Below are 25,607 nucleotides of genomic sequence, written 5' to 3' on the forward strand. Positions count from 1 at the left end.
CCTGTGGTGCCGGCTCGGCCTGTGGTGCCGGCTCGGCCTGTGGTGCCGGCTCGGCCTGTGGTGCCGGCTCGGCCTGTGGTGCCGGCTCGGCCTGTGGTGCCGGCTCGGCCTGTGGTGCCGGCTCGGCCTGTGGCGCCGGCTCGGCCTGTGGCGCCGGCGTGTCCTGCGACGCCCGCTCGGCTTGTGGCACCGACTCAACCTGTGGCGCGGTTTCAAGATCGTTTTGACTCGGCGCGGCCCCCGCCGCCACCCCCACCCCGTGCACTGGGTGGGTGGCAACGTAGCGGGCGGATGCGACGTTTTCCGGTGGTTGTCCACAGGGCGGCTCGGGTGTGGATAAGTCGGTGCTGCTCAGCGCCGCGAGCAGGGCCGTCAGCAACTCGCCCCGTCCGGCCCCGACGTCGACCACGTCAAACACCGCCGGATGCCCGAGCGCCGAGTCAACACGGTGCAGCAGCCGCGCCACCGCCCCCGCGAACAGCGGCGACGCATGCACGCTGGTCCGGAAATGACCACCCGGCCCGGGCGATTCCCGCACGAAGAAACCATCCGGCCCATAGAGGGCGGCTTCCATCGCCACGCGCCACCCGACCCCGTTCACCCCGTCACGGTAGGCCACCCGCCTCGCGCCTGGTGGAGTTGGCCACATCGGTTGTTTCCGGGCGGTGGAACGGGCGCATACTGGCAGCCGACCGGTACCCCTGTGATGAGGACTGGATCTATAGATGAAGACTGAACCGCTGGTCATCGGCGTGGTCGGCGCCGGGCGTGTCGGTGCCGTGCTGGGCGCGGCGTTGCGTGCGGCCGGGCACCAGGTGGCTGCCACCGCCGCCGTTTCCACCGCCTCCCGCGAGCGGGCCGAGCGCCTGCTTCCGGGCGTGCCGGTCCGGCCCGCTGACGAGGTCGCCCGAGCCGCTCGAGATCTCCTTCTGCTCGCCGTCCCGGATGATGCCCTCCGCGGCGTGGTGGCCGGCCTGGCCGAGACCGGCGCGCTGTCCGAGACCCGCATGGTCGCCCACACCTCCGGCGCTCACGGCGTGGCCGTCCTCGGTGATGTGACGGGCCTGGCCCTGCACCCGGCGATGACCTTCACCGGCGAGCCGGCCGACCTCGACCGCCTGCCGGGCATCGCCTGGGGCGTCACGGCCGACGACCGCGGCTTCGCGACCCGGCTGGTGGCCGATCTGGGCGGTGTCCCCGAGTGGATCGCCGAGGCGCAGCGGCCCCGTTATCACGCGGCGCTGGCCCACGGCGCCAACCACCTGGTGACGCTGGTCAACGAGGCCGCCGCGATCCTGCGGGCGGCCGGCGTGGAGCACCCCGAGGCGGTGCTGCGCCCGCTGCTCACCGCGGCCCTCGACAACGCCCTGCGGCTGGGCGACGCGGCGCTGACCGGCCCGGTGTCCCGTGGTGACGCGGGTACCGTCCGCCGCCACCTCGAGAACCTCCCGGCCGAGTCCTTGCCGACGTATCTCGCCCTGGCCCGCCGCACGGCCGACCGGGCCATCGCCTCCGGCCGCCTCCGCCCTCAGGACGCGGCCCATCTGCTGGACGTGCTGTCCCACGTGACGACGGAGGCGGCCCGATGACCGAGCTGGTGGAGACCAAGGCGGGGCTGGACAAGGCCCGCAAGGCGATGCCGGGCACGGTGGCCGTGGTGATGACCATGGGCGCCCTGCACGACGGCCACCGCGAGCTGATGCGCGCGGCCCGGAAGAACGCCGACCGGCTGATCGTGACGATCTTCGTGAACCCGCTGCAGTTCGGGCCGGACGAGGATTTCGGGCGCTATCCCCGTACCCTCGAAAAAGATCTTGAGGTTTGCGCCGCCGAAGGGGCCGACGTGGTGTTCGCGCCCAGCGTCGACGAGATGTACCCGGGCGGGCGGCCGGCGGTGCGGGTCGAGGCGGGCGCGCTGGGCGAGGTCTTCGAGGGCGCCAGCCGGCCCGGCCACTTCACCGGCGTGCTGACCGTGGTGTGCAAGCTGCTCCAGCTGACCCGCGCCGACCTGACGTTCTTCGGCGAGAAAGACTTCCAGCAGCTCGCGCTGGTCCGGCGGATGGTGCGTGACCTGGACATCCCGGTCGAGGTGCGCGGGGTGCCGACGGTGCGCGAGCCGGACGGCCTGGCCCGCTCCAGCCGCAACCGCTACCTGTCCGGGGCCGAGCGCGAGGCCGCCCTCACACTGTCCCGGGCGCTGCGGGCGGGCGCGGCTCAAGCCACGGCCGAGGGTGCGCTGTCGGCCGCTCGCAAGATCATCGACGGGGGTACGGGCGTCCGGCTCGACTACCTGGCCCTGACCGACCCGCTGCTCGGGCCCGCGCCGGCGACCGGACCCGCCCGCCTGCTCGTGGCCGCCCGGGTCGGCACCACCCGCCTCATCGACAACCTCTCGCTCGACCTGGAAGGCTCCTGATGCAGCGCACCATGCTCAAGTCCAAGATCCACCGCGCCACGGTCACCCAGGCCGACCTGCACTACGTCGGCTCGGTCACGGTCGACGAGGACCTGCTCGACGCGGCCGACATCCTGCCCGGCGAGAAGGTCGCGATCGTCGACGTGACGAACGGCGCCCGCCTGGAGACGTACACGATCCCCGGCGAACGCGGCACCGGCGTGCTGGGCATCAACGGCGCCGCCGCCCACCTGGTGAAGCCCGGCGACCTGGTGATCCTCATCGCCTACGGCCAGATGGACGATGCCGAGGCCCGCGCCTACCGGCCCCGGGTCGTGCACGTGGACGCGACCAATCGGATCCTCGACCGCGACAGCGACCCCACCAGCGCCGCTCCGGGCGTACCCGGCGTGTAAGGCCCTTAGCCCATCTCCTCGAACGTCTGCGCCAGCCGGCCGCGGGAGTCGATGGCGTCCAGCAGGTGCCCGCGCCACTCGTCGGCCGCGGTCGGGTAGTCCTCACGCCAGTGGCAGCCACGCGTCTCGAGGCGCGTGGTGGCCGCGGCGACCAGCGCCGACGCCACGGTCAGCAGGTTCGTCGACTCCCAGGCGGCGTTGTGCGGCCGGGAGCGCTCGCCGCCCAGCCGGGTCAGCTCGGCCGCCGTCGCCGCCAGCGAGTCGGCCGACCGCAGCACGCCGGCGCCCCGGGTCATGGCCCGTTGCAGGTCGGGCCGCGCCGTGGCCGGGATCACCCACGAATCCGCCTTCGCCGCCACCGGGTCGGCCTGAGCCGGCAGGTCACGCGCGATGTCCTCGGCGATCCGCCGCGCGAACACCAGCCCCTCCAGCAGCGAGTTGCTGGCCAGCCGGTTGGCGCCGTGCACGCCCGTGCAGGCCACCTCGCCGCACGCGTAGAGCCCGTCGATGCTCGACCGCCCGTGCAGATCGGTGCGTACGCCGCCCGACGCGTAGTGCGCGGCCGGCGCCACCGGGATCAGCTCGGTGGCCGGGTCGACGCCCGCCGACCGGGTGGACGCCACGATCGTCGGGAACCGCCGCTCCAGGAAGTCCTTGCCCAGGTGGCGGGCATCCAGGTAGACGTGGTCGGCCCCGGCCGCGCGCAGCACCCGGTGGATGCCCTTGGCCACCACGTCCCTGGGCGCCAGCTCGGCCAGCTCGTGCTGACCCACCATGAACCGCTTGCCGCTCTCGTCGACCAGGTGGGCCCCCTCGCCCCGCAGCGCCTCCGAGATCAGCGGCCGCTGCACCGAGGTGACGTTCGCGGTCATGAACGACGTCGGGTGGAACTGCACGAACTCCACATCCGTGACCGTGGCGCCGGCCCGCAGCGCCAGCGCCACCCCGTCGCCGGTGGACACCGACGGGTTGGTCGTCGACGAGTACACCTGGCCCATGCCGCCGGTCGCCAGCACGACCGCCCGGGCCAGGATCGCGCCCACGCCGTCGTCCGTGCCCTCGCCCAGCACGTGCAGGGTGATGCCACAGGCCCGCCCGTTCGGGGTGCGCAGCAGGTCGAGCACCAGAGCGTGCTCGACCAGCCGGATCCACGGATCCCGGTGCACCGCCTCGTGCAACGCCCGCTGCACCTCGGCCCCGGTGGCGTCGCCGCCCGCGTGCACGATGCGGTCGGCCCGGTGCCCGCCCTCCCGGGTCAGCATCAGCGACCCGTCCGGATGCCGGTCGAACGCGGCCCCGAGGCGCATCAGCTCGCGTACCCGAGCCGGCCCTTCCTCGACCAGGACCCGGACCGCACGGGGATCGCAGAGCCCGACCCCCGCGATCTCGGTGTCGAAGGCGTGCGCCTCCGGGGTGTCGAGCGGGTCGAGCACCGCCGCGATGCCGCCCTGGGCCCAGCGCGTGGACCCGTCATCGATGTTGACCTTGGTGACCACGGTGACGTGCAGCCCCTGCTCCCGCAGATGCAACGCGGCGGTCAGGCCGGCCACGCCGGAACCGACCACCACGACGTCGGTGGTTTCGGTCCAGCCCGGCTCGGCGGCGGCCAGACGACGGGGCAATGCGGGGAGATCCATCCGCTCAGTGTTCATCGACCGGACAACGGTTTCGACAGTCGGGCCGCGAATAGTGCGCTGAGTTACTTGTACTGAACCGGCAGACCCTTGGCGCCGGCCCCCTTGAGCGAGGCGGTCAGCTCGGCCCCCTCCAGCCACAGGTAGCAGCGCACCCCATGATCACCGAGCCGCCACACGTCCTCACCGCCCGGCAGCGACACCACGCCCGTCCGAAATTGCAGGTCAGCGTCGTCCGGTACCTTGGCGAAGGTCGCGATCAGCTTCCGGCATCCGGTGTGGAAGGCGGCCCACTGCTTGTCGGTCTTCGGGTAGGTCAGATTCCCCGCGTTCCAGACCCCCACGAACTCGGCGTTGTGCTTGGCGCCGCAACTAACTCCCGGCATCGTGCTGATCGCGTTCTTCGAGTCGAGCTGAATCGCGTAGCACCCCAGCCGCAGCGCCGACCCGCTCGCCGCCAGCGAGTCCTTGACCGTGCCGAGCCGCATGACCAGCCCGCCGTCATCCTCGATCGAGCTGATCTCGAGCACCTCGCACCGGAACCACCGCGCCCCACCGGTCCAGGCCGCCGGCGACGGGTGCGTGACCCCGATCCAGAACCGTCCCGTCCGCCAGGGCCCGCCCACGTATGCGGTGGTCCTGGCGTCGCAGATCTTGTACGTGGCCCGGGCGCCCGCAGAGCCGTCGGCCGGCGGGGTGTCCGCCTCGGCGGCCGGTGCGGCGTACTCGCCGACGTACACGGTCTCGGTCCGGTGCTTGAGGTCGCAGTCCACCTCTTCGTACGCGGCCCGCGTCCCCGTCGTCGAGAAGTTCCCCAGGTGACACGTGTCCGTCGTAGGCGTGAACCCGGTAGGCGCCTGGATCGCACCCCACCCGTCGGTCAGGTTCCCGTCCACGCCACCCGGTCTGCCGCAGCCGGCCAGCGCCAGACACAGCGCAGCGACCACCCACCCCCGGTACCGCACGGGCCCCCCGATCGATGTCCGTTTTGTCGATCATAGGCGGGTTGTCGGCGCAGCTCAGGCGCTTTCTGCAGATCCACATTCAAGATCAAGATGTCGTAGCCGGGTGGGGCGTACAGGCCGCAGCTCCCGCCGAGGCCGGGCGCGCGGCTCCAAGGCCGCGGGCGGCCAGAACAGAGCCGCGCACCCTTCATTCTGAGTGAGTGGTCCGGCCGGCAACCCACGGCCACGCCCGCCACGCGACCACCACCGACCCGACCGCCAGCAGGCTGATCACGCCTTGCGCAACCCGGGCCACCATCCCGCCGTCAACCAGCCGATAGGTCGCATACCAGTTGGCCGCCGCATCCGTCGCGAACACCAGAACGGCCAGCCAGAGCCCTGCCACCCGCCGCCCGACCAACAACCCGGCAACGAAAAAATCAACCACAGTGAGCAGCGTGAAGTACCCCGCCAACCACCCCGGCGCCCAGGCATAGGGCGGCCACCCACCACCGACCACCTGCGCCACATGCACCACGCCGCCATAACCCAGCACAAGCGCCTGACCCACCACAGCAACGCAAACTCCCCGTGGCACCCCATCCCAAAGCCGCCGCATCCCCACCCTCCCGCCGCGCCCCCGTGGCGTCGCCGTCCTCACGCCGCGCATCGCTCTTCTCCCGCGCCCCGGGCCTTGCGCCGCGCATCGCAGTTCGCCCGCGCCCCGGCTCCGCCGCGCAGTTCGCCTCTACCGCCGCCTCGCGCCGCGCATAGCAGGTCCCGCGCCGCGCCGGGGCCTTGCGCGTGTTCCGCAGTTCGTCCTCTGCAGCGTCGCTGTCTTCTCGCGTGAATCGCAGTCCCGGCTCCTCGGGGCGTCGCGCCGCGCATAGCAGGGCTCGTGCCGCCGCCGCGCACCTCGCCGAGGCACCGCACCTTCGCGCTGCCGCCGCTCACCTCGCGCCGAGGCGCCGCACCTCGCGCCGCGCGTCGCAATTCGTCTGCGCCGCGTTGCCTGTCGAACCAACCGCCACCCACCCCCCACCCCGGCACTGGGTGGGGTCGAATGTAGGCCGCGAATTCGACGTTCTTGTTGCAGTCCACAGGGACGGTTGTGTGTGGTTGGCCTCGGTGCGGCCGCCCGCCGCCGGTGGTTAAGTGGTGATCGTGAACAGGACGGGGCTCGACGCGGAAGCGGTGCAGCGGATTGTCCGGACGGCGTTGGCCGAAGACCTGGGCGATCCGCCGCGTGATGTGACCAGCGAGGCGACCATCCCGGCCGACCAGGTCGACACCGCCGATCTCGTCGCCCGGGCGCCCGGTGTCGTCGCCGGCCTGGTCGTGGCGGGGGAGGTCTTCGCCGTCACCTCGCAGGGTGCGGCCACCTTCGAGCAGCGGGTGGCCGACGGGGTGGCCGTCGTCCGGGGCGATGTGCTCGCCACGATCACCGGGCCCACGCGCGCCTTGCTCACCGCCGAGCGGACGGCGCTCAATCTGCTCTGCCGGATGTCCGGCGTCGCCACCCACACGCGGCGCTGGGCCGATGTGCTGGCCGGCACCAAGGCGACCGTTCTGGATACCCGGAAGACCACGCCGGGGCTGCGGGCCCTGGAGAAGTACGCGGTGCGGGCCGGCGGCGGCACGAACAAGCGGATGGGCCTCTACGACGTCGCCATGATCAAGGACAACCACAAGCTGGCGGCGGGCAGCATCACGGCGGCCTACCGGCGGGTTCGTGAGGCGTTCCCGGATGTGCCGGTGCAGGTCGAGGTGACCACGGTGGCCGAGGCGGTGGAGGCGGTGGAGGCCGGCGCCGACTTCCTGCTCTGCGACAACATGAGCCCTGAGCTGCTGACCGAGGTGGTGGCGCGGGTGGGTGACCGGGCCGAGCTGGAGGCCACCGGCAACCTCACGCTGGAGACGGCCGCGGAGTACGCCGCCACGGGCGTCGACTACCTCTCGGTGGGCGGGCTGACGCACTCCTCGCCGATCATGGACATCGCCATGGACCTGAGATCCCGATGATCGGAGCAAGGGCGCGCTGAGGAAGAGAGCGGAAGGAGCGAGGGGAGCGGTGAGCGACAAGGCGCGGCGGGGCGAGATGACCGCCACCGACATTGGGCAAGCCCGCCGCCGCGGTTGTGACCTACGCCCGGCGTACCCCCGAAGCGGTCTTTTCTGCCGCAGGCAGTGAACAATCGGGACCGTGCTGCTTTGTATCGACATCGGGAACACCAATACCGTGCTGGCCACCTTCGACGGCGACAAGCTGGTGCACGACTGGCGGATCAAGACCGACGCCCGGTCGACCGCGGACGAGCTCGGCCTGATGTTCCGCGGGCTGCTCGCGGGGGACGCGGTCGAGGTGACCGGCGTGGCCGCGTGCTCGACCGTGCCGGCGGCGCTGCGCAGCCTGCGGACGATGCTGGCGCGCTACTACGGCGAGCTGCCCAACGTGGTGGTCGAGCCGGGCGTGAAGACGGGCGTCCAGCTGGCCATCGACAACCCGAAGGAGGTGGGCGCCGACCGGGTGGTCAACACGCTCGCCGCGCATGCGCTCTACGGCGGGCCGTCGATCGTCGTGGACTTCGGCACCACCACCAACTTCGACGTGATCAGCGCGAAGGGCGAGTTCCTGGGCGGGGCGTTCGCGCCGGGCATCGAGATCTCGTTCGACGCGCTGGCCGCCCGGGCCGCCCAGCTGCGCAAGGTGGAGCCGGCCCAGCCGCGGTCGGTGATCGGCAAGAACACCGTCGAGTGCCTGCAGTCCGGCATGTATTTCGGGTTCGCCGGCCAGGTCGACCGGATCGTCGAGCGGATGACCGAGGAGCTGGGGGCGGTGCGCGCGGTGATCGCCACCGGTGGGCTGGCGCCGCTGGTGAAGGAGGAGTGCCGGACGATCACCGCGTACGAGCCGATGATCACGCTGATCGGGCTGCGGATGGTATATGAGCGGAACGTCTGAGGCGGGCTGAGTAGGCTATTCCGTCGTGACGCAGCAGAACATCCCAGATGCAGACCCGGCCGAGGATCTTCCCGAGCAGATGCGGGTCCGCCGGGCCAAGCGTGACCGGATGCTGGCCGAGGGGCTCACGCCGTACCCGGTCAACGTCGACCGCACCGCGACCATGGGTGAGGTCCGCGAGAAGTACGCCGACCTGGCCACGGACACCGCGAGCGGCGACAAGGCCTCGGTCGCGGGCCGGGTGATCTTCATCCGGAACAGCGGCAAGCTGTGCTTCGCGACGCTGCGTGACGGCGAGGGTGTCGAGCTTCAGGCCATGCTCTCCCGGGACAAGGTCGGCGAAGAGGCTCTGGCCCGCTGGAAGGCCGTGGTCGACCTGGGCGATCTGGTGTCGGTCACCGGTGAGATCATCACGAGCCGCCGCGGCGAGCTTTCCGTCCTGGCCGATTCCTGGGCGATGAGTGCGAAGGCGCTGCGTCCGCTTCCGGTCGCGCACAAGCCGCTTTCCGAGGAGACCCGGGTACGCCAGCGTTATGTCGATCTGATCGTCCGGCCGCAGGCCCGTGAGGTGGTACGAACTCGGGCGACCGTGGTCCGCAGTCTTCGGGAGTCGCTGTTCCGGCGCAATTATCTCGAAGTGGAGACGCCGATGTTGCAGTTGCTGCACGGGGGCGCCACTGCTCGCCCATTTGTGACGCACAGCAACGCCCTTGACATAGATCTGTATCTGCGCATCGCGCCGGAGCTTTTTCTGAAGCGCGCGGCGGTCGGCGGGATCGAGCGGGTCTTCGAGATCAACCGGAACTTCCGTAATGAAGGGATGGACAGCAGTCACTCCCCGGAGTTCGCGATGCTCGAGGCCTACCAGGCCTATGCCGACTACAACGAGATGGCCGAGCAGGTTCGCGATTGGATTCAGGAGGCCGCGGTCGCGGTGTCCGGCTCCACCACGGTGACCCACCACGACGGAACCGAGCTCGACCTGGGCGGCGACTGGCCGAAGGTCACGTTGTTCGGGTCGCTCTCCGCGGCGCTGGGGGAAGAGGTGACCATCGAGACCGATCTGGATCGGCTGCGGGCGTACGCCGAGAAGGTCGATCTGGCCGTTGACCCGAAGTGGAGCGCGGGCAAGCTGGCCGAGGAGCTGTTCGAGCATCTCGTTGTGCCGTCCCTGCGGGCGCCGACGTTCGTGCTCGACTACCCCGAGGAGACCACCCCGCTGACCCGCGCACACCGGGAGACGCCGGGTCTGACCGAGAAGTGGGACCTGTACGTCCTCGGTTTCGAGCTCGGCACCGCCTATTCCGAGCTGGTCGATCCGGTGGTGCAGCGCGATCGGCTGACCGCCCAGTCGCTGCTCGCGGCCGGCGGCGATCCCGAGGCGATGCGGCTCGACGAGGATTTCCTCCGCGCCATGGAGTACGGAATGCCCCCGTCCGGCGGCATGGGAATGGGAATCGACCGGCTGCTGATGGCGCTCACCGGCCTGGGCATTCGGGAAACCATCCTGTTTCCGTTGGTGCGGCCCGAGTGAAGGTCGCAGTGGAGAGTGGCGGAGATAAATCTGCCACCCTCCATTGACGCACTACGCACGCAACAAGTTATTGTTCTGCTGATAAAGCGCGGAGCACCGCGCGGTGCTCGGAAGGATAACGGCGCGTGGCCAAGCAGATCATTCACAAGCTGGTCGATGACCTCGACGGCGGCGACGCCGACGAGACCGTCAAGTTCGCCCTCGACGGCATTCAGTACGAGATCGACCTGTCCGGCAAGAACGCCGCGAAATTGCGCGACGTGTTCGCACCCTATGTCGGTTCCGGCAGCAAGATCGCGCGTGGCGGCGTCGTGGTCGGCGGGCGGGCCGCCCGGGGTCGTGGTGGCGCGACGGCCGACCGCGAGCAGAACAAGGCGATCCGGGAGTGGGCGAAGAAGAGCGGCAAGGACATCTCCGACCGGGGGCGTATCCCGCAGGAGATCGTGGACGAGTTCCACGCGAAGGGTCCGGGCCGGAGCTGACGCTCGGGAAGCGAGAGACCTGTGGACAACGAGGGTCCGTGGCGCCTGGCGCCGCGGACCCTCGCGCTTTTCGCCCCGCCTTCGGTCTGGGTGCGTACGGTTATCCACAGGGGTGGACAACGTTGTCCACAGGCTGTGGACAACTAGCGATCCTGTCCTAATTTCGCTGTGCGCGTAGTCCGCCGGGGTGGGGAACACCTGGTCAGCGTGCGAAGTTGGGGAGAACATCGTCGCCAGGAGTTCAGCTCGGGTCGGTGAGCCCCCAGCGGTGGCATCCGGCGGCGATAGAGTTACAGCACGGGCATCACCGATGCCCGTGCGCTGGCCCCGCCAGTTTCAAGATTGGCGCACGGCACGTGAGGAGCACGAGGGCATGTTCGAGCGGTTCACCGACCGAGCGCGACGGGTTGTCGTCCTGGCCCAAGAAGAGGCCCGGATGCTCAACCACAACTACATCGGGACAGAGCACATCCTGCTCGGCCTGATCCACGAGGGCGAGGGTGTCGCCGCCAAGGCTCTGGAGAGCCTGGGCATCTCCCTCGAAGGGGTCCGGCAGCAGGTCGAAGAGATCATCGGCCAGGGTCAGCAGGCGCCGAGCGGGCACATCCCGTTCACGCCGCGCGCCAAGAAGGTGCTGGAGCTCTCGCTGCGCGAGGCGCTTCAGCTGGGCCACAACTACATCGGTACGGAACACATCCTGCTCGGCCTGATCCGCGAGGGTGAGGGCGTCGCCGCCCAGGTGCTGGTCAAGCTCGGCGCCGACCTCAACCGGGTCCGCCAGCAGGTCATCCAGCTGCTCTCCGGCTACCAGGGCAAGGAGCCGGCCGCGGCCGGCGCCGCCGCCGGTGAGGCCGCGCCGTCCACGTCACTGGTCCTCGACCAGTTCGGACGCAACCTGACGCAGGCCGCCCGCGAGGGCAAGCTCGACCCGGTCATCGGGCGCGAGAAGGAAATCGAGCGGGTCATGCAGGTGCTTTCCCGCCGTACGAAGAACAACCCGGTGCTCATCGGCGAGCCGGGCGTCGGCAAGACCGCCGTGGTGGAGGGCCTGTCCCAGTCCATCGTCAAGGGCGAGGTGCCCGAGACGCTGAAGGACAAGCAGCTCTACACGCTCGACCTGGGCGCGCTGGTCGCCGGTTCCCGCTACCGCGGTGACTTCGAGGAGCGCCTGAAGAAGGTGCTCAAGGAGATCCGCACCCGGGGCGACATCATCCTGTTCATCGACGAGATCCACACCCTGGTCGGCGCCGGCGCCGCCGAGGGCGCGATCGACGCCGCGTCGATCCTCAAGCCGATGCTGGCTCGGGGCGAGCTCCAGACCATCGGCGCGACGACGCTCGACGAATACCGCAAGCACCTCGAGAAGGACGCCGCGCTCGAGCGCCGCTTCCAGCCGATCCAGGTGGGCGAGCCGTCGCTGGCTCACACCATCGAGATCCTCAAGGGCCTGCGCGACCGGTACGAAGCACACCACCGGATCAGCATCACCGACGCCGCCCTGGTGGCCGCGGCGACGCTGGCCGACCGCTACATCTCCGACCGCTTCCTGCCGGACAAGGCGATCGACCTGATCGACGAGGCCGGCGCCCGGATGCGTATCCGCCGGATGACCGCGCCGCCAGACCTGCGCGACTTCGACGAGCGCATCGCCCAGGTGCGGCGCGACAAGGAGTCCGCGATCGACGCGCAGGACTTCGAGCGGGCCGCCCAGCTGCGCGACAAGGAGAAGCAGCTCCTCGGCCAGAAGGCGCAGCGGGAGAAGGAGTGGAAGGCCGGCGACCTCGACGTCGTGTCCGAGGTCGACGACGAGCAGATCGCCGAGGTCCTGGGCAACTGGACCGGCATCCCGGTCTACAAGCTGACCGAGGAGGAGACCTCCCGGCTGCTCCGCATGGAAGATGAGCTGCACAAGCGGGTCATCGGCCAGGAAGACGCGGTCCAGGCGGTGTCCAAGGCGATCCGGCGCACCCGCGCCGGTCTGAAGGACCCGAAGCGCCCGTCCGGCTCGTTCATCTTCGCCGGCCCGTCCGGTGTCGGTAAGACCGAGCTGTCCAAGGCGCTGGCCGAGTTCCTCTTCGGCTCGGAAGACGCGCTGATCCAGCTCGACATGTCCGAGTTCCACGACCGCTACACGGTGTCCCGCCTGGTCGGCGCCCCTCCCGGCTACGTCGGCTACGACGAGGGTGGTCAGCTGACCGAGAAGGTGCGTCGCAAGCCGTTCTCGGTGGTCCTCTTCGACGAGATCGAGAAGGCCCACCCCGACGTCTTCAACACGCTCCTCCAGATCCTGGAGGACGGGCGCCTCACCGACGGACAGGGTCGCATCGTCGACTTCAAGAACACGGTGATCATCCTGACCACCAACCTCGGTACGCGTGACGTGGCCAAGGCCGTGTCGCTCGGCTTCCAGGCCTCCGAGGCCGAGGAGTCGAACTACGAGCGGATGAAGCAGAAGGTCAACGACGAGCTGAAGAACCACTTCCGCCCCGAGTTCCTCAACCGCATCGACGACACGATCGTCTTCCACCAGCTCCGCCAGAGCGAGATCCTGCAGATCGTCGACATCTTCGTCGCCCGGATCGAGACCCAGCTCAAGAACAAGGACATGGGTCTCGAGCTGACCGACACGGCGAAGAAGTACCTGGCGAACAAGGGGTTCGACCCGGTGCTGGGCGCCCGGCCGCTGCGCCGGACGATCCAGCGCGAGCTGGAAGACACGTTGTCCGAGCAGATCCTCTTCAACGAGCTGCGCCCCGGCCAGATCGTGGTCGTGGACTGCGAGGGCGACCCGGCGAACGTCGAGAAGAGCAAGCTGACGTTCACCGGCGCCGACCGTGGCTCCAACGTTCCGGACGCTGTTCCGGCCGACCTCGGGGCTGCGACGACCGAGGGCGAGTAGTTCTTCACCGGACGGCCCGGCGGGCGTTACCCGCCGGGCCGTTCCGTGTCTCCGGCCAGCGCGAACTCGCCGTCGGCGACCGGCTCGACCAGGCCGTCCTGGACCAGGCCGGCCAGGGCCCGGGCCCGTTGCACGTCGTCGCTCCAGACCACGTCGATGCGCTGGCGGGGGACCGGGCCGGTGGCGTGGCGGAGCACCTCGAGGATCAGGCCGCGTACCTGGCGGTCGGTGCCGGCGTACCGCTGCGGTTTGCGGCTCGGCCCGTCCGGGAGGTTCTGGCCGGAGGCGCGCCAGAGGCAGATGTCCTCGACCGGGCAGAGAAGGCATTTCGGCGCGCGAGCCGTGCAGATCAACGCGCCCAGCTCCATGAAGGCGATCGAGGCGCGCGCTGCTCGCGAAGCCGAGGAAGGCAGTAGATCCTCCACCGCGACGAGGTCGGCGGCGGTGGTGTTCGGGCCGGCGTCGGGCTGCCCTTCCACCACCCGGGTGACAACCCGGCGCACGTTCGTGTCCACGACCGGGTGACGTTGCCCGAAGGCGAAGGTGGCTACGGCCCTCGCGGTATAGGTGCCGATGCCCGGGAGGGCGAGCAGTTCGTCGAGATCGGACGGCACCTGCCCGCCGTGGTTGGCGACCATGGCCACGGCGCACGCGTGCAGGCGCATCGCCCGCCGCGGATACCCCAGCCGGCCCCACATGCGGATGGCCTCCGACGGCGGATCGGCGGCCAGCGCCGCGGGCGTCGGCCACCGGGTCATCCAGGAGCGCCACGCCGGCTCCACCCGTACCACCGGGGTCTGTTGCAGCATCACCTCGCTGACCAGCACACCCCACGGGCTGGAGTCGGGCTGCCGCCAGGGCAGATCACGGGCGTTGGCGTCATACCAGGCGATGGTCTTGTCAGCGAGCGTCATAGCGCCCCCTACTGTAGGGCTGTGCACGAGCTAGCCATCACCGTGATCGGCCCGGACCGCACCGGGATCGTCGCCGACGTCGCCGAGGCGCTCGCCGGCATCGGCGCCAACCTTGACGACTCCACCATGACCCGGCTGCGTGGGCATTTCGCCATGACGCTGATCTGCACCGGTCCGTCCGTCGACGAGGTGCGGGCGGCGCTCGAAACCCTCACCGCGGACGGGAAGCTGCTGGCCACCGTACGCGCCGTGCAACCCGAGACCGATGCCGCCGTCCGCGGCGAACCGTTCCTGGTCAGCGTGCACGGCGCCGACCGCCTCGGCATCGTCGCCGCGGTCACCCGGGTCGTCGCCGGGGTCGGCGGCAACATCACCGACCTGACCTCCCGGCTGACCGGCCCGCTGTACGTGATCGTCGCCGAGGTCGACCTCGACCCGGCCCACGCCGACGAGCTGGCCGAGCAGCTGGCGGTGGCGGCGGCCGAGCTGGGCGTGGATGTGACACTGCGGCGCGCCGAGTCGGAGATCCTGTGACCCCCGACCTCCTCGACTGGAAGCCGGAGATGCTCGGCGTCGAGGGCCGGGTACGCCCGGTGGTGACCGCCCCGGCCACCGTGCTCAGCGCGGTCGGCGACGATGTCGACCCGGCCGACCCCGAGGTCGTGCAGCTCGCCGCCGACCTGGTCGCCACGATGCGGGTGTCGCCCGGCTGCGTGGGGCTGGCCGCGCCGCAGCTCGGGGTGAGCGCGCAGATCTTCGTCGTGGACGTCACCGAACACCCGAAGACGGCGACCACACACGGCACCTTTGTGCTGTGCAACGCCAAGGTGGTGGAGGCCAGCCGGTGGCGGCCCGGTCGGGAGGGCTGCATGTCGGTGCCCGAGCTGACCGGCGACGTGAAGCGGGCCGGCCGGGTGGTCGTCGAGGCCGTCCTGCCCGGCTCGGGCGACCAGGTCAGCCTGACCACCGACGCGTTCGAGGCGCGCGCCCTGCAACACGAGATCGACCACTGCGGAGGGAAACTCTTCCTCGATCGGGTGGCCGGGGCACATGCCATCTACCAGCGCAAAGTCTGGCTATAAGCGAAGCACCGTCGCGTACCTCGGCGCGTCGCGCCGGCTGGCGTGCCTCGCGGGCGTACGGTGAGCCCATCATGCGATCGACGGTCGGTCCCCTCTCTCCCGCCGTTTACTGGCGGCGCCGGGCCGTGGTGCTGGGAGCACTGCTGCTCGTTGCTGTCCTGCTGTTCGTGTCCTGCGGCGGCAACGGCGATGACTCGAAGCGCGGCTCCGGCAAGGGCACGGCGGCCTCCCAGCCTCCGACTCCCAAGCCCGGCAATTCCGCGAGCGCCGAGCCCGAGCCGTCGTTCGGCAACGACCGGCCCGTCGACCCGAACCTGCCCGACCCCGACGACCTGACGCCCAGCGCCGGGGTCCCGAACCCGTCGAGCGGCACCGGGAACGGCACCAACAACAACGTGAACGTGCCGGCCGACGGCTCATGCGCCGACCAGGAGATCTCGGCGGTGGCGATCCCGGCCGCCGCCACGGTCAAGCGAGGCGCGGCCCTGGCCGTGAGCCTCAAGATCAAGAACATTTCCAACCGCGCCTGCACGCGCGACCTGGGCGCCGGCGTCCAGGAGCTGTACCTCGACCAGGCCGCCCGCAAGTTCTGGTCCTCGGACACGTGCAATCCCGACCGCAGCACGAACCCGACCAAGATGCAGCCCGGCGTCGAGTACAACTTCAACGTCACCTGGAACGGCCAGCAGGCCAACAAGTGCGCCGGCACCGTGCCGTCCGGCCCCGCCCTGGCCCCCGGCCAGTACCAGCTGCGCTACCGCCTGGACCGCAAACTGAGCGACCCCGTAGCGATCACCATCACCGCGTAGGCCGGTCGATCCGCCCATGACCTCGCAATTGTGGGACGGGCACGCCGCACACGGCTACGACGAGAGCACCGCCGCGATGCCCACCGGGGCCGCGGTAGATTTCCTGGCACCCCTGGCACCCCTGGCGCCCAACGGCCGCGCCCTGGCGTTCGCCATCGGCACCGGCCGCGTGGCCGTGCCGCTGAGCGACCGGGGCATCGAGGCCCCCTTCACCGCCGACAGCCGCGCCCACATCTCCATCTGGCAAAAACCCGAAACCCCATAACCCGACGAGTACGCCGAACACACACTCCCCAATGCCGAGGCGACCCAGGCGCGCAAAGAAGCCGTTGCGCCCCCATCCGGTCTGAGGCGTCTGGTCACCGGCCCCGCCTCCCACCGAACCCCAACGCCCCGTGCCTGACCCCACCCGGGCAGCCACCCGCAGCGGCATCAAAACCAGAGCCCGTCTCCAAGCGATGCATCAATGCGCTCAGAGCAAAGCGCCCCAGAGGCTAGGGGCGCGCCGAAGCGCGGGTGGCGGCAGCGAGGGTGAGTGGGCACCGACGAGCCCGGCCAACCCGCCTTGCGCACCGCAGAGGGTGGGCGGCCGCAGTGAGGGCGCGTGGGCAGCGGCGGGCCCGGCTACCCGCCTCAACCGACCGCAAGCGTGGGTGGCGGCAGTGGGGGTGCGTGGGCACCCGCGGGCCCGGCCACCCGCCTCGACCGGCCGAGCCTCAACCCCAGGTCAGACGTAGCGCTCGAGAATCGACGCCTCGGCCAGCCGCGAGAGCCCTTCCCGAACCCCCCGAGCCCGAGCATCCCCAACCCCCTCGACGGCCTGAAGGTCTTCGACCGTCGCCCCCAACAGCCGCTGCAAACTACCGAAATGCCCGACCAGCCGATCGACGATCGGGGTGGGCAGGCGCGGCACCTTGGCCAGCAGCCGGAACCCGCGCGGGCTGACCGCGGCGTCCAGGGCGTCTGTCGCCGCGGCGTAGCCGATCGCCTTGGCCACCGCGACCAGGTCGATCATTTCGGTGGCCGTGAGCAGGTCGAGTTCGACGAGGCCTTCATCCAGGGTGCGGGCCTTGCGGCCGGTCGGGAGGTAGTCGCGGATGACCAGGGTGCGGTCGGCGTCGACGCCGGCCATGAGTTCGTCGAGCTGGAGGGCCAGGAGGCGGCCGTCGGTGCCCAGTTCGACGACGTAGCCGGAGATCTCGTCGGCGATGCGGCGGACCATTTCCAGGCGCTGGACGACCGCCACGGCGTCGCGGACGGTCACCAGGTCTTCGATCTCCAGGGCGGAGAGGGTGCCGGACACCTCGTCGAGGCGCAGCTTGTAGCGCTCGAGGGTGGCCAGGGCCTGGTTGGCGCGGGAGAGGATGGCCGCCGAGTCGTCGAGGACGTGGCGCTGGCCGTTCACGTAGAGGCCGATGATGCGCATGGACTGGCTGACCGAGATGACCGGGAAGCCGGACTGTTTGGCGACCCGCTCGGCGGTGCGGTGGCGGGTGCCGGACTCTTCGGACGGGATCGACGGGTCGGGCATGAGGTGGACGGCGGCGCGGACGATGCGGGTGCCGTCGCTGGACAGGACGACCGCGCCGTCCATCTTGCACAGCTCGCGCAGGCGGGTCGCGGAGAACTCGACGTCGAGCGGGAAACCGCCGGTGCAGATGCTTTCGACGACGGCGTCATGTCCGAGAACGATCAGGGCGCCGGTACGCCCGCGGAGGATCCGTTCGAGCCCGTCGCGGAGGGCGGTGCCGGGCGCCATCAACGCGAGATTCGCTCGCAACGGGTCGGCGGTGACGCCGCCGCCGGTCAGACCGGGCGCCGACGTGGGAACGACCCCACGGGAAGTCGACCCGTTGACAGACACGGGCTTCGAAGGATCGCGGTCGAGCGGCACCGGTACATTCTACGGACTGTCAACCAGGTCAACGAGGCGCGGTGCGAGGAATGCTCCGTAGCGTGATGATCGGTGACCTTGCGTGATCACTTGGCCGAGAGGCTGGCCGCCGAACGCAACGCCGAGCGCAGGTCACCGACCTCGATGACCTCCATGCCGCGGGGCGACTCGCCGCCACAACCGGGCGGGACCAGCGCCGACTTGAAGCCGAGCCGCGCCGCCTCGGCCAGCCGCCGGCCGACCGCGCCCACGCGCCGGATCTCGCCGGTCAGCCCGACCTCACCGATCGCCAGCAGGTGAGGGGCCATGGCCAGGTCAAGGCCGCCGGAGGCGACCGCGAGCGCGATGGCCAGGTCGGCCGAGGGCTCGACCAGGCGGATGCCGCCGACGGTGGCCGCGAACACCTCGCGGTTGTAGAGCTTCAACTGCTTGGTGCGGCGTTCCAGGACGGCCAGCACCATGGCCAGCCGGGCGCTGTCCAGCCCGGACACGGTCCGGCGGGGCGAACCCTGCACCTCGGCGCCGATCAGTGCCTGCACCTCGGTGACCAGCGCGCGCCGGCCTTCCATGGCGACCGTCACACAGGTGCCGGGGACGGGTTCCTGATAGCGGGTCAGGAACAGCCCGGACGGGTCGGGCAGGCTGCTTATACCGCCCTCGTGCATCTCGAAGCAGCCGACCTCGTCGGCGGCGCCGTACCGGTTCTTCACCCCGCGCACCAGCCGTAGCGAGGAATGCTTGTCGCCCTCGAAGTGGAGCACCACGTCGACCAGGTGTTCCAGCACTCGGGGACCGGCCACCTGTCCGTCTTTGGTCACGTGGCCGACGAGCACGGTGGCGATGCCGCGTTCCTTGGCCACGGCCACGACGGCCGCGGTGACCGCTCGGACCTGGGTGACGCCGCCGGCCACGCCCTCGGTGCCGGGGGTGGAGATGGTCTGCACCGAGTCGAGCACCAGCAGGCCGGGCTTGACCGCGTCGAGGTGGCCGAGCACCGCGTCGAGTGCGCTCTCGGACGCCAGGTAGAGCCGCTCGTGCAGCGCGCCCATCCGCTCGGCGCGCAGCCGCACCTGGCTCACCGACTCTTCACCGCTGACCACGAGGGACGGTGTGCCCGCGCCGGCCGCCCACTGCTTGGCCACGTCGAGCAGAAGGGTGGACTTGCCGACCCCGGGCTCACCGGCCAGCAGCACCACCGCGCCGGGCACCAGGCCGCCGCCGAGCACCCGGTCGAGCTCGCTGACCCCGGACGGCACCGCCTTGGCCGGGGCGGCGCTGATCTCGGAGATCGGGCGGGCCGGCTCGGACGGCAACCGGGAGCTGACCACCCGCCCGGAGACCAGTGGACCGGTCACGGTGGACTCGATCACCGAGCCCCACTCGTTGCACTCGGGGCAGCGGCCGAGCCACTTGGGCGGCTGGTGCCCGCAGGCGTCACAGACGTAGGCCGGTCTGGGCGCCTTGGTGGCAGCGCGGGAAGTCGTCACCGGATCACGCTATCCGGCGGGTACGACAGAACTATTCGCCCTCGTGGTTCTCGCCGGGCGCGGCCGAGCCGCGCGGGGCCGGCGACTGCGGCACACCGACCGAGGCCTGGAGCTCCAGCGGCTCGGCGCCGTTGCTGAAATCGAAGACCAGGTTGATCGACTGACCGGGCAGCAGCCTGCCCGGGATGCCGGTCGCCACCAGCTGTTGCTGGTCACCCGGCAGGAAGGAGGCCGAGCCCATCGGCTCGATGGTGATCCGCGCCGGCTGCAACTGCGCCCCGTTGTCAGGTGGCGGAGGCGGGAGGGCAGGGGCGGAGGGGTCGCCCGAGGGCACGTTCTCGGGCGTCTCGGTGTCGGGGGTGGCCGGCGGCCGGCTGCCCGAGGGCTCCATCGCGGGGCTGGGCGGCGTGGCGGAAGCGGACCCGCCGCCGAGGAGGCCGATCTGCCCGGCCGCGACGACACCCTGGTTCGCCGGCGCGCCGGTCAGCGGCCGGCTGCCGATCGTCACCACGACCGGTTCGGTGGTCTGGTTGAACAGACCGACCTCGATCGGCACCCGGGCGCTCGCGTCGTACCCCTCGACGCCGTTGTACAGCACCTGGAGGTTGCGCACGACGACGCTGTTGTTCGAGTTGTTGGCGTTCACGCCCGAGTTGGACGGCTTCTTCAGCGCGGTCTCGGCGACCTGACCGGCACTGCACCCGGTCAGCGCGAGAGCGGTGACCGCGGCGGTACCCGCGACGAGCGCGGCGGCACGGCGACCAGTGAAGCGCATCGTTCAGCCTCCAACGAAAAGGACAGTGGCTCAGGTCAGCCTAGAGGCACGTGATCCGGGCCGTGCGGCGACCCAAGCAAACACGCCTTCAGACGGGTCATAGGGCGGCGGTGGGGCAGGCCTTAGGCCACCGGCCCGCTGAAGATCAGCAGGAGCACGTCGATCAGGGCCACCAGGATCACCGCCCGGAACATCGCGACCGCACGGCCATGAGCGCGCCTGGCCGCGTACCAACCAAGGGGCAGGACCACGACGGTGGCCGCGCCGGCGACCCAGCCGGACCACGACGGCGGCCCCGGCGGCCCGACGACCAGCGCGAGCGTCGCACCCAGCAGAAGCACCGCGGCGGCGATCTGCGAACCGGTGGCGCCGAGCCGGTGGGGCAGCCCGCGCACCCCGGTCGCCGCGTCGTCGGCCAGGTCGGGCAGCACGTTGGCGAAGTGCGCGCCCCCGCCGAGCAGGGCGCCCGCCGCGACCAGCCACACCGGCGGCGTGGGATGGCCGGGCAGCGCCACCACCACGAACGCCGGCAGCAGCCCGAAGGCCACCAGGTACGGCACGATCGAGAACGCGGTCGACTTCAGCGGCCAGTCGTAGAGCAGCGCGAACACCCCGACCAGCGTGATGCACAGCGTCGCCGCCCACCCGAACGGCAGCCCCAGCAGCGGGATCACCAGCGAGGAGAGCAGACCCGCGATCCCGACGGTACGGCGGGAGACCGCGCCCCGGGCCACCGGCTTGTCGGTCCGGCCGGCCGCGCGATCACGGTCGGCGTCCAGCCAGTCGTTGACCCAGCCCACCGAGAGCTGGGTCGCGCCGACCGCGGCGGCCACCCCGAGGATGGCCCAGCCCCGATGTCCCGCTCCGACGCCGAGCAGGGTCATGGCCAGCGTCACCGCCCCGCCCGGTTCGGGATGGGCGGATCGGAGCAGAGCGAGAGCGCGCGACATGAGAGCAGTGTGGTGGTTGTCCCGGTCCCGTGCCACGCTCGATCACATGCGGCCACGAAACGACCCCGGGCAGTACGACGAGCTGGCCGGCGAGTGGTGGCGGCCGGGCGGCACCTTCGAGTTGCTCCACTGGCTGGCGGCGTCGCGGGCCGCGCTCGTACCCCCGGCTCGAAGAAAGCAGGCCGTGCTGGTCGACGCCGGTTGCGGCGGTGGGCTGCTCGCGCCGCACGTCGCCCATCTCGGCTACCGGCACGTCGGCGTGGACGTGCGCCGGGCCGGCCTCGAGCAGTCGGTGACGCGCGGCCTGTCCCCGGTCGCCGGCGACGTCACGGCCCTGCCCCTGGCCACGTCCTGTGCCGACGTGGTGGTGGCCGGCGAGATCCTGGAACACGTCACCGACCTGCCCGGCACCGTCGCCGAGCTGTGCCGGGTGCTGCGCCCGGGCGGCCTGGTCGTGCTCGACACCGTGAACGACACCGCGGCCGGCCGGTTCATCACGGTCACCGCGGGCGAGGGGCTGGGCTTCGCCCCACGTGGCCTGCACGACCCGGCGCTGTTCGTCCGGCCCCGGCGGTTGATCGATGAGTTCCGTCACCATGGGGTTGATCTGCGCGTGCGGGGTATCCGTCCGACCATGACCGGGCTGATGCGCTGGCTGACGCGGCGGCCGCCGCCGGGTGGCGGGCCTCTGGGCCGCATCGTGCCCACCGTCACGACGGCGGTGCTCTATCAGGGGCGGGGACACAAATCATGATCGACGAGGCCCGGCGGCTGGCGCCCCGGTTCGCCGCCCGCGCCGCCGACCACGACCGGGACGGCAGCTTCCCGGCCGACGACTTCGCCGACCTGGGCCGGGCCGGCCTGTTCGGGCTGATGGTCCCGGCCCGGCTGGGCGGCGCCGGCGCCGGGTTCGCCGAGTACGCCGCGATCGCGTACGAGCTGGCCCGGGGCAACGGCGCCACCGCGTTGATCTTCAACATGCACGCCTCGGTCACCGGCGCCCTGGCCGGCGTCACCGACGAACTGGCCGACGCGCTCGGCCTCCCGCCGGAAGCCCTGGCCGCCCGGGACAGCTACCTGCGGGCGGCCGCCGAGGGCCGGTGGTACGCGGTCGCGATGAGCGAGCGCGGCGCCGGCTCCCGGCTGTCCCAGCTCACCACCAGCTACGAGAAGGCCGGCGACGGCTACCGCATCACCGGCAGCAAGACCTTCTGCTCCGGCGCCGGGCACGCCGGCGGCTACCTGGTCGCCGCCCGCAGCGCCGACGACCCGACGCAGGTCAGCCAGTTCGTCGTGCCGCCCGGCGACGGCGTACGGGTGGAGGAGACCTGGGACGCGCTGGGCATGCGCGCCACCGGATCGCACGACCTGCACCTGGACGTGACCGTGCCGGCCGGCGCGCTGCTCGGCGGCGTGGAGGGCCTGGCGCTGGTGGTGGCCCAGCTCGCCCCGCACTGGATGGTGGCCAGCTACGCGGCCGTCTACACCGGGGTGGCCCGGGCCGCCGTGGACGCCGCGGTCGACCACGTGAACCAGCGCAAGCTGGGGCATCTGCCGGCCGTACGCGCGCGGTTGGGCCGGGCCGACGCCCAGGTCGCCGCCGCCCACCTGGCCGTCATGGAGGCCGCCCGCCGGGTCGACGCCGAACCCGGCGACGCCGAGACCAACCGCTGGGTCTGGCGGGCCAAGCTGCTGGCCGGCACCACCGCGGCCGAGGTGGCGGCATCGATGCTCGAGGCGGCCGGCACCTCGGCGATGCGCCGCGGGCACCCGCTCGAACGGCTCTATCGCGACGCCCGGGCCGGCTCCCTGCAGCCGGCCACCTCGGACGTGTGCGCGGACTGGCTGGGCGTGGACGCGCTCGGCGGCGATCCTGACTCGGAGGGGTCGGCGCCACGCTGGTAGGAGGCCTTCTTGTCCACGATCGCCGGAATCGGCATCTCGCTCCCCCCGTCCGTCGACCAGGACGACCTGTGGTCCGGTTTCTTCGCCCGCCACTACGACTCCCGCCGCCGCGCGCTGGCCCAGCGGATCTTCCAGAATTCCGGGGTACGCAGCCGGCAGACCGCGGTCAGCCCGCTGGTCGAGGATGTCTCCGAGTGGTCCACCGGGCGCCGGATGGACCGCTACCGCGTCGAGGCGATGCCGATGGGCAAGGAGGCGATCGACCGCGCGCTGGCCGACGCCGGGGTCCGCGCCGACGAGATCGGCCTGTTCGCGGTCTGCTCCTGCACCGGCTACGCCACCCCCGGCCTGGACATCCTGCTCGCCCGCGACCTCGGCATGGCGCCGACCGTGCAGCGCCTCTTCATCGGCCACATGGGCTGTTACGCCGCGCTGCCCGCGATGGGCGCCGTCGCCGACTTCGTGGCCACCCACAATCGCCCCGCGCTGCTGCTCTGCATCGAGCTGACCAGCCTCCACCTGCAGCCCGCGGCCGCTCGCGTGGACATCCAGCAGATCGTGTCGCACGCGCTCTTCGCGGATGCGGCGGCCGCCGTCGTGCTCACTCCCGGCGACGACTCCGACGCGTACGCCTTCCGTCAGCTGTCCGCCCTGACCGACGTCACCGCGGTCGACCACATGACCTGGGACATCACCGACACCGGTTTCCGCATGGGCCTGTCTCCGCAGGTCCCGGCCGTGCTGGCCAAGCATGTTCAGGGCTTCGCGTCGACGCTCGGCGCCACGCCGGCCGACGGCTGGGCGGTGCACCCCGGCGGCCCCAAGATCCTGGATGTCATCGAGGAGCGGCTGGAGCTGCCGCCGGACGCGCTCGAGGCGTCGCGCAGCGTGCTGGCGGCGTACGGAAACTGCTCCTCGCCGACCGTGCTCATGGTCCTCGACGCGCTCCGCCGCCGTGACCAGCGACCCGCTCGCGTGGTCCTGATGGCCTTCGGGCCCGGACTCACTCTGTACGGCGCGGTTCTGGGACCTAATCTTGCGGGGTGACCGAGGAACGCACCCGAGGCGTGCTGCTGTACGCGCTGACCGCCGTGGTGCTTCTCGGCGGCGGGCTGTGGTTCGTGCGGGCGGCGCCGCGAACCGGCGAGGACCCGCGCATGCGCGTGTGGCAGGACAAGGTCGAGGAGGTCGTGCCCGACCGGCCGCTGGCGATCGCCGAGACGGTCCGCCTCGAGGGCAACAACGCCACCGAACGCACCAGCTCGGTCGACGGCGGCTCCTACAGCCTGACCATGGCGTGCGCGGGGACCGGGCAGGTGCGAGTGCGGGTGAGCACCAACCGGCGCGATTCGGGCCGGGCGGTGCCGTGCTCGGACATCCCGCGGATCGGCCGCCTCGACGTGGCGCTGGCCGACGAGTTCTACATCCAGGTCTCGGGCGAGGACGAGCAGGGCGGCGCCGTCTTCCGCTGGCGCCTGGAGCGCAACCTGGGCTATTAGCCTCTTCGCCGGCGTCTGGGGCGCAACCTGGGCGCAGCCTCTCGCCGGCGGCTGTCAGCCTCTCGCCGGCGGCTGTCAGCTCAGAGCCGGGCCAGGTCGGCTTTCAACACCTCGACCGATTTGGTACGCGCCTCGGTGCGGATGATCTCGCCGCCCCGGTTGACCAGCACCGCGGCCGCGGTGCCGTCGGGCGCCGTCAGCCGGAGGTGCCGGCGCAGCCCGTCGGTCGGGTCGCGCAGCTCACGCACCGTCTTGCCCTGCGCCTGCGGCGTCGCCCCGGTCGGCGGCGTGGTGCCCTGGCTGGGGCGGATGGCGCTCACCGTGACCACCGCGATCTCGGGACGCACCGCGGCGATGGTGTCGGTGACCAGGTCTGTGCAGTCGCAACCATCGGTCAGCAGGATCACCGCCGGTAGCTGACCACGGAGCGCGACCGTCTTGCCGTCGGGGCCGAGCAGCTCGAGGGCGGGCAGCGTGTCGCCGCGATCGTCGGTGCTGTTGGCCGTGCGCTGGGTGGCCGGCGACCGGCCGGGCCCGGGCCACGCCGACGCGAACAGGCTCGCCACCGTGACGAGCATGGCCATCGAGATGATCAGCACGGGCGCGCGAAGGCCGGCGTTGGCTATTCGGCGCAGCCGCCGCACCCCCGGCCGGACCTTGAACCGTTCCCAGCGGGAATAGGGCGCGGAGATCGCCAGCTCGGCCCGCACCGCCCTGACCTCGTCGGCAAGCTCGGAGAGATCGTCGGGGATGACGATGACGCCCCACTCTTCGGGGAGCTCGGGAAGGTCGTCCGGGGAGCCGCCGTCGCGCGCGAAATCGCCGCCGCTGTCATTGAAGCTGCCCATGGTTCACCCTCCCCCCAGATCGACCACATGCGCCGTTCGAGGACTTGTTGCTAGCCTCTCTCAAGCGGAGCCGGGACGCCAGTAGTGTGCGGTTCCGGACCCCAGCGATAAGCTTGACCTCGCAAAGCCACCGGTTCCGACATTTACGACTCCATCTATGGAGTCGTAACCCTCCCCT

At 71.1% G+C, this 25,607-nt stretch carries 25 protein-coding genes and 1 pseudogene; 16 read left to right on the top strand and 10 right to left on the bottom strand.

Annotated elements, in window-relative coordinates; genetic code table 11:
- A pseudogene (locus tag AB0O15_RS02895) lies at positions 1-574 on the bottom strand (hypothetical protein); the annotation flags it as partial.
- Between the two features lie 151 nt (positions 575-725).
- Here AB0O15_RS02895 and AB0O15_RS02900 point away from each other — a divergent pair.
- From AB0O15_RS02900 to panD, 3 genes are read left to right on the top strand one after another with little or no spacing between them, the layout of a single operon-like run.
- A complete protein-coding gene (locus tag AB0O15_RS02900; protein ID WP_364313179.1) occupies positions 726-1,589 on the top strand; it encodes a Rossmann-like and DUF2520 domain-containing protein in 864 nt (287 codons plus the stop codon).
- Positions 1,586-2,416, top strand: a complete 831-nt coding sequence (panC, locus tag AB0O15_RS02905) for a pantoate--beta-alanine ligase (protein ID WP_364313182.1) — start codon at positions 1,586-1,588, stop codon at positions 2,414-2,416. Before AB0O15_RS02900 ends, panC begins: the two co-directional genes overlap by 4 nt.
- Positions 2,416-2,811: an aspartate 1-decarboxylase gene (gene panD, locus AB0O15_RS02910; protein WP_364313185.1), complete on the top strand. Its 396-nt coding sequence runs from the start codon at positions 2,416-2,418 to the stop codon at positions 2,809-2,811. The genes panC and panD overlap by 1 nt, the downstream gene beginning before the upstream one ends.
- A 5-nt stretch (positions 2,812-2,816) precedes the next feature.
- On the opposite strand, the gene AB0O15_RS02915 is transcribed toward panD, so the two are convergent.
- The 3 genes from AB0O15_RS02915 to AB0O15_RS02925 form a co-directional block, all read right to left on the bottom strand.
- Complete coding sequence (locus AB0O15_RS02915; protein WP_364313188.1) at positions 2,817-4,463, bottom strand: L-aspartate oxidase; 1,647 nt, start codon at positions 4,461-4,463, stop codon at positions 2,817-2,819.
- Positions 4,464-4,510: 47 nt separating this feature from the next.
- A complete protein-coding gene (locus AB0O15_RS02920; RefSeq protein ID WP_364313191.1) occupies positions 4,511-5,392 on the bottom strand; it encodes a septum formation family protein in 882 nt (293 codons plus the stop codon).
- Positions 5,393-5,597: 205 nt separating this feature from the next.
- A complete protein-coding gene (locus AB0O15_RS02925; protein WP_364313194.1) occupies positions 5,598-5,960 on the bottom strand; it encodes a hypothetical protein in 363 nt (120 codons plus the stop codon).
- 593 nt (positions 5,961-6,553) lie between these two features.
- On the opposite strand from AB0O15_RS02925, the gene nadC reads away from it, so the two are divergent.
- The 5 genes from nadC (at position 6,554) to AB0O15_RS02950 (ending at position 13,266) form a co-directional block, all read left to right on the top strand.
- Positions 6,554-7,411 carry a carboxylating nicotinate-nucleotide diphosphorylase gene (gene nadC, locus AB0O15_RS02930; protein WP_364313197.1) on the top strand — a complete coding sequence of 286 codons (858 nt, stop codon included), beginning with the start codon at positions 6,554-6,556 and terminating at the stop codon, positions 7,409-7,411.
- Positions 7,412-7,592: 181 nt separating this feature from the next.
- On the top strand, positions 7,593-8,351 hold the full coding sequence (locus AB0O15_RS02935; RefSeq protein WP_364313200.1) for a type III pantothenate kinase: 759 nt from the start codon (positions 7,593-7,595) through the stop codon (positions 8,349-8,351).
- 25 nt (positions 8,352-8,376) lie between these two features.
- A complete protein-coding gene (gene lysS, locus AB0O15_RS02940) occupies positions 8,377-9,885 on the top strand; it encodes a lysine--tRNA ligase (RefSeq protein ID WP_364313203.1) in 1,509 nt (502 codons plus the stop codon).
- Between the two features lie 125 nt (positions 9,886-10,010).
- A complete protein-coding gene (locus AB0O15_RS02945) occupies positions 10,011-10,367 on the top strand; it encodes an Lsr2 family protein (protein WP_364313206.1) in 357 nt (118 codons plus the stop codon).
- A gap of 373 nt (positions 10,368-10,740) precedes the next feature.
- On the top strand, positions 10,741-13,266 hold the full coding sequence (locus AB0O15_RS02950; protein WP_364313208.1) for an ATP-dependent Clp protease ATP-binding subunit: 2,526 nt from the start codon (positions 10,741-10,743) through the stop codon (positions 13,264-13,266).
- A 26-nt stretch (positions 13,267-13,292) separates the two neighbouring features.
- Here the strand turns inward: AB0O15_RS02950 and AB0O15_RS02955 are convergent, their stop codons facing one another.
- Positions 13,293-14,180, bottom strand: a complete 888-nt coding sequence (locus AB0O15_RS02955) for an A/G-specific adenine glycosylase (protein WP_364313211.1) — start codon at positions 14,178-14,180, stop codon at positions 13,293-13,295.
- Between the two features lie 21 nt (positions 14,181-14,201).
- Here AB0O15_RS02955 and AB0O15_RS02960 point away from each other — a divergent pair, with 21 nt between their 5' ends.
- From AB0O15_RS02960 to AB0O15_RS02975, 4 genes are all read left to right on the top strand, one after another.
- Positions 14,202-14,714: an ACT domain-containing protein gene (locus AB0O15_RS02960; RefSeq protein WP_364313214.1), complete on the top strand. Its 513-nt coding sequence runs from the start codon at positions 14,202-14,204 to the stop codon at positions 14,712-14,714.
- Between the two features lie 29 nt (positions 14,715-14,743).
- Complete coding sequence (locus AB0O15_RS02965; RefSeq protein WP_364316992.1) at positions 14,744-15,262, top strand: peptide deformylase; 519 nt, start codon at positions 14,744-14,746, stop codon at positions 15,260-15,262.
- Positions 15,263-15,333: 71 nt separating this feature from the next.
- Positions 15,334-16,071 carry an adhesin gene (locus AB0O15_RS02970; protein WP_364313217.1) on the top strand — a complete coding sequence of 246 codons (738 nt, stop codon included), beginning with the start codon at positions 15,334-15,336 and terminating at the stop codon, positions 16,069-16,071.
- Positions 16,072-16,087: 16 nt separating this feature from the next.
- On the top strand, positions 16,088-16,336 hold the full coding sequence (locus AB0O15_RS02975) for a hypothetical protein (protein ID WP_364313220.1): 249 nt from the start codon (positions 16,088-16,090) through the stop codon (positions 16,334-16,336).
- Positions 16,337-16,798: 462 nt separating this feature from the next.
- On the opposite strand, the gene disA is transcribed toward AB0O15_RS02975, so the two are convergent.
- From disA to AB0O15_RS02995, 4 genes are all read right to left on the bottom strand, one after another.
- Entirely contained in the window at positions 16,799-17,881 is a 1,083-nt protein-coding gene (gene disA / locus AB0O15_RS02980) for a DNA integrity scanning diadenylate cyclase DisA (RefSeq protein ID WP_364316994.1), read from the bottom strand.
- Positions 17,882-18,051: 170 nt separating this feature from the next.
- Positions 18,052-19,452, bottom strand: a complete 1,401-nt coding sequence (gene radA / locus AB0O15_RS02985) for a DNA repair protein RadA (protein ID WP_364313223.1) — start codon at positions 19,450-19,452, stop codon at positions 18,052-18,054.
- Positions 19,453-19,483: 31 nt separating this feature from the next.
- Positions 19,484-20,227 (bottom strand): hypothetical protein, encoded by a 744-nt coding sequence (locus tag AB0O15_RS02990; RefSeq protein WP_364313225.1) that lies wholly within the window; start codon positions 20,225-20,227, stop codon positions 19,484-19,486.
- A gap of 122 nt (positions 20,228-20,349) precedes the next feature.
- On the bottom strand, positions 20,350-21,177 hold the full coding sequence (locus AB0O15_RS02995; protein ID WP_364313227.1) for a UbiA family prenyltransferase: 828 nt from the start codon (positions 21,175-21,177) through the stop codon (positions 20,350-20,352).
- Positions 21,178-21,223: 46 nt separating this feature from the next.
- Here AB0O15_RS02995 and AB0O15_RS03000 point away from each other — a divergent pair, with 46 nt between their 5' ends.
- The 4 genes from AB0O15_RS03000 to AB0O15_RS03015 are packed head-to-tail and all read left to right on the top strand — an operon-like array spanning position 21,224 to position 24,581.
- Positions 21,224-21,931, top strand: coding sequence for a methyltransferase domain-containing protein (locus AB0O15_RS03000; RefSeq protein ID WP_364313229.1), 708 nt, complete (start codon positions 21,224-21,226; stop codon positions 21,929-21,931).
- A complete protein-coding gene (locus tag AB0O15_RS03005) occupies positions 21,928-23,082 on the top strand; it encodes an acyl-CoA dehydrogenase family protein (RefSeq protein WP_364313232.1) in 1,155 nt (384 codons plus the stop codon). Before AB0O15_RS03000 ends, AB0O15_RS03005 begins: the two co-directional genes overlap by 4 nt.
- Positions 23,083-23,091: 9 nt before the next feature.
- On the top strand, positions 23,092-24,129 hold the full coding sequence (locus tag AB0O15_RS03010; protein ID WP_364313235.1) for a type III polyketide synthase: 1,038 nt from the start codon (positions 23,092-23,094) through the stop codon (positions 24,127-24,129).
- Positions 24,126-24,581 carry a DUF6023 family protein gene (locus AB0O15_RS03015; protein WP_364313238.1) on the top strand — a complete coding sequence of 152 codons (456 nt, stop codon included), beginning with the start codon at positions 24,126-24,128 and terminating at the stop codon, positions 24,579-24,581. Before AB0O15_RS03010 ends, AB0O15_RS03015 begins: the two co-directional genes overlap by 4 nt.
- Before the next feature lie 80 nt (positions 24,582-24,661).
- Here the strand turns inward: AB0O15_RS03015 and AB0O15_RS03020 are convergent, their stop codons facing one another.
- On the bottom strand, positions 24,662-25,429 hold the full coding sequence (locus AB0O15_RS03020; protein ID WP_364313241.1) for a hypothetical protein: 768 nt from the start codon (positions 25,427-25,429) through the stop codon (positions 24,662-24,664).
- Positions 25,430-25,607 lie beyond the last annotated feature (178 nt).

Origin of the sequence: Actinoplanes sp. NPDC089786, from assembly GCF_040684855.1 — a bacterium.
Taxonomy (GTDB): domain Bacteria; phylum Actinomycetota; class Actinomycetes; order Mycobacteriales; family Micromonosporaceae; genus Actinoplanes.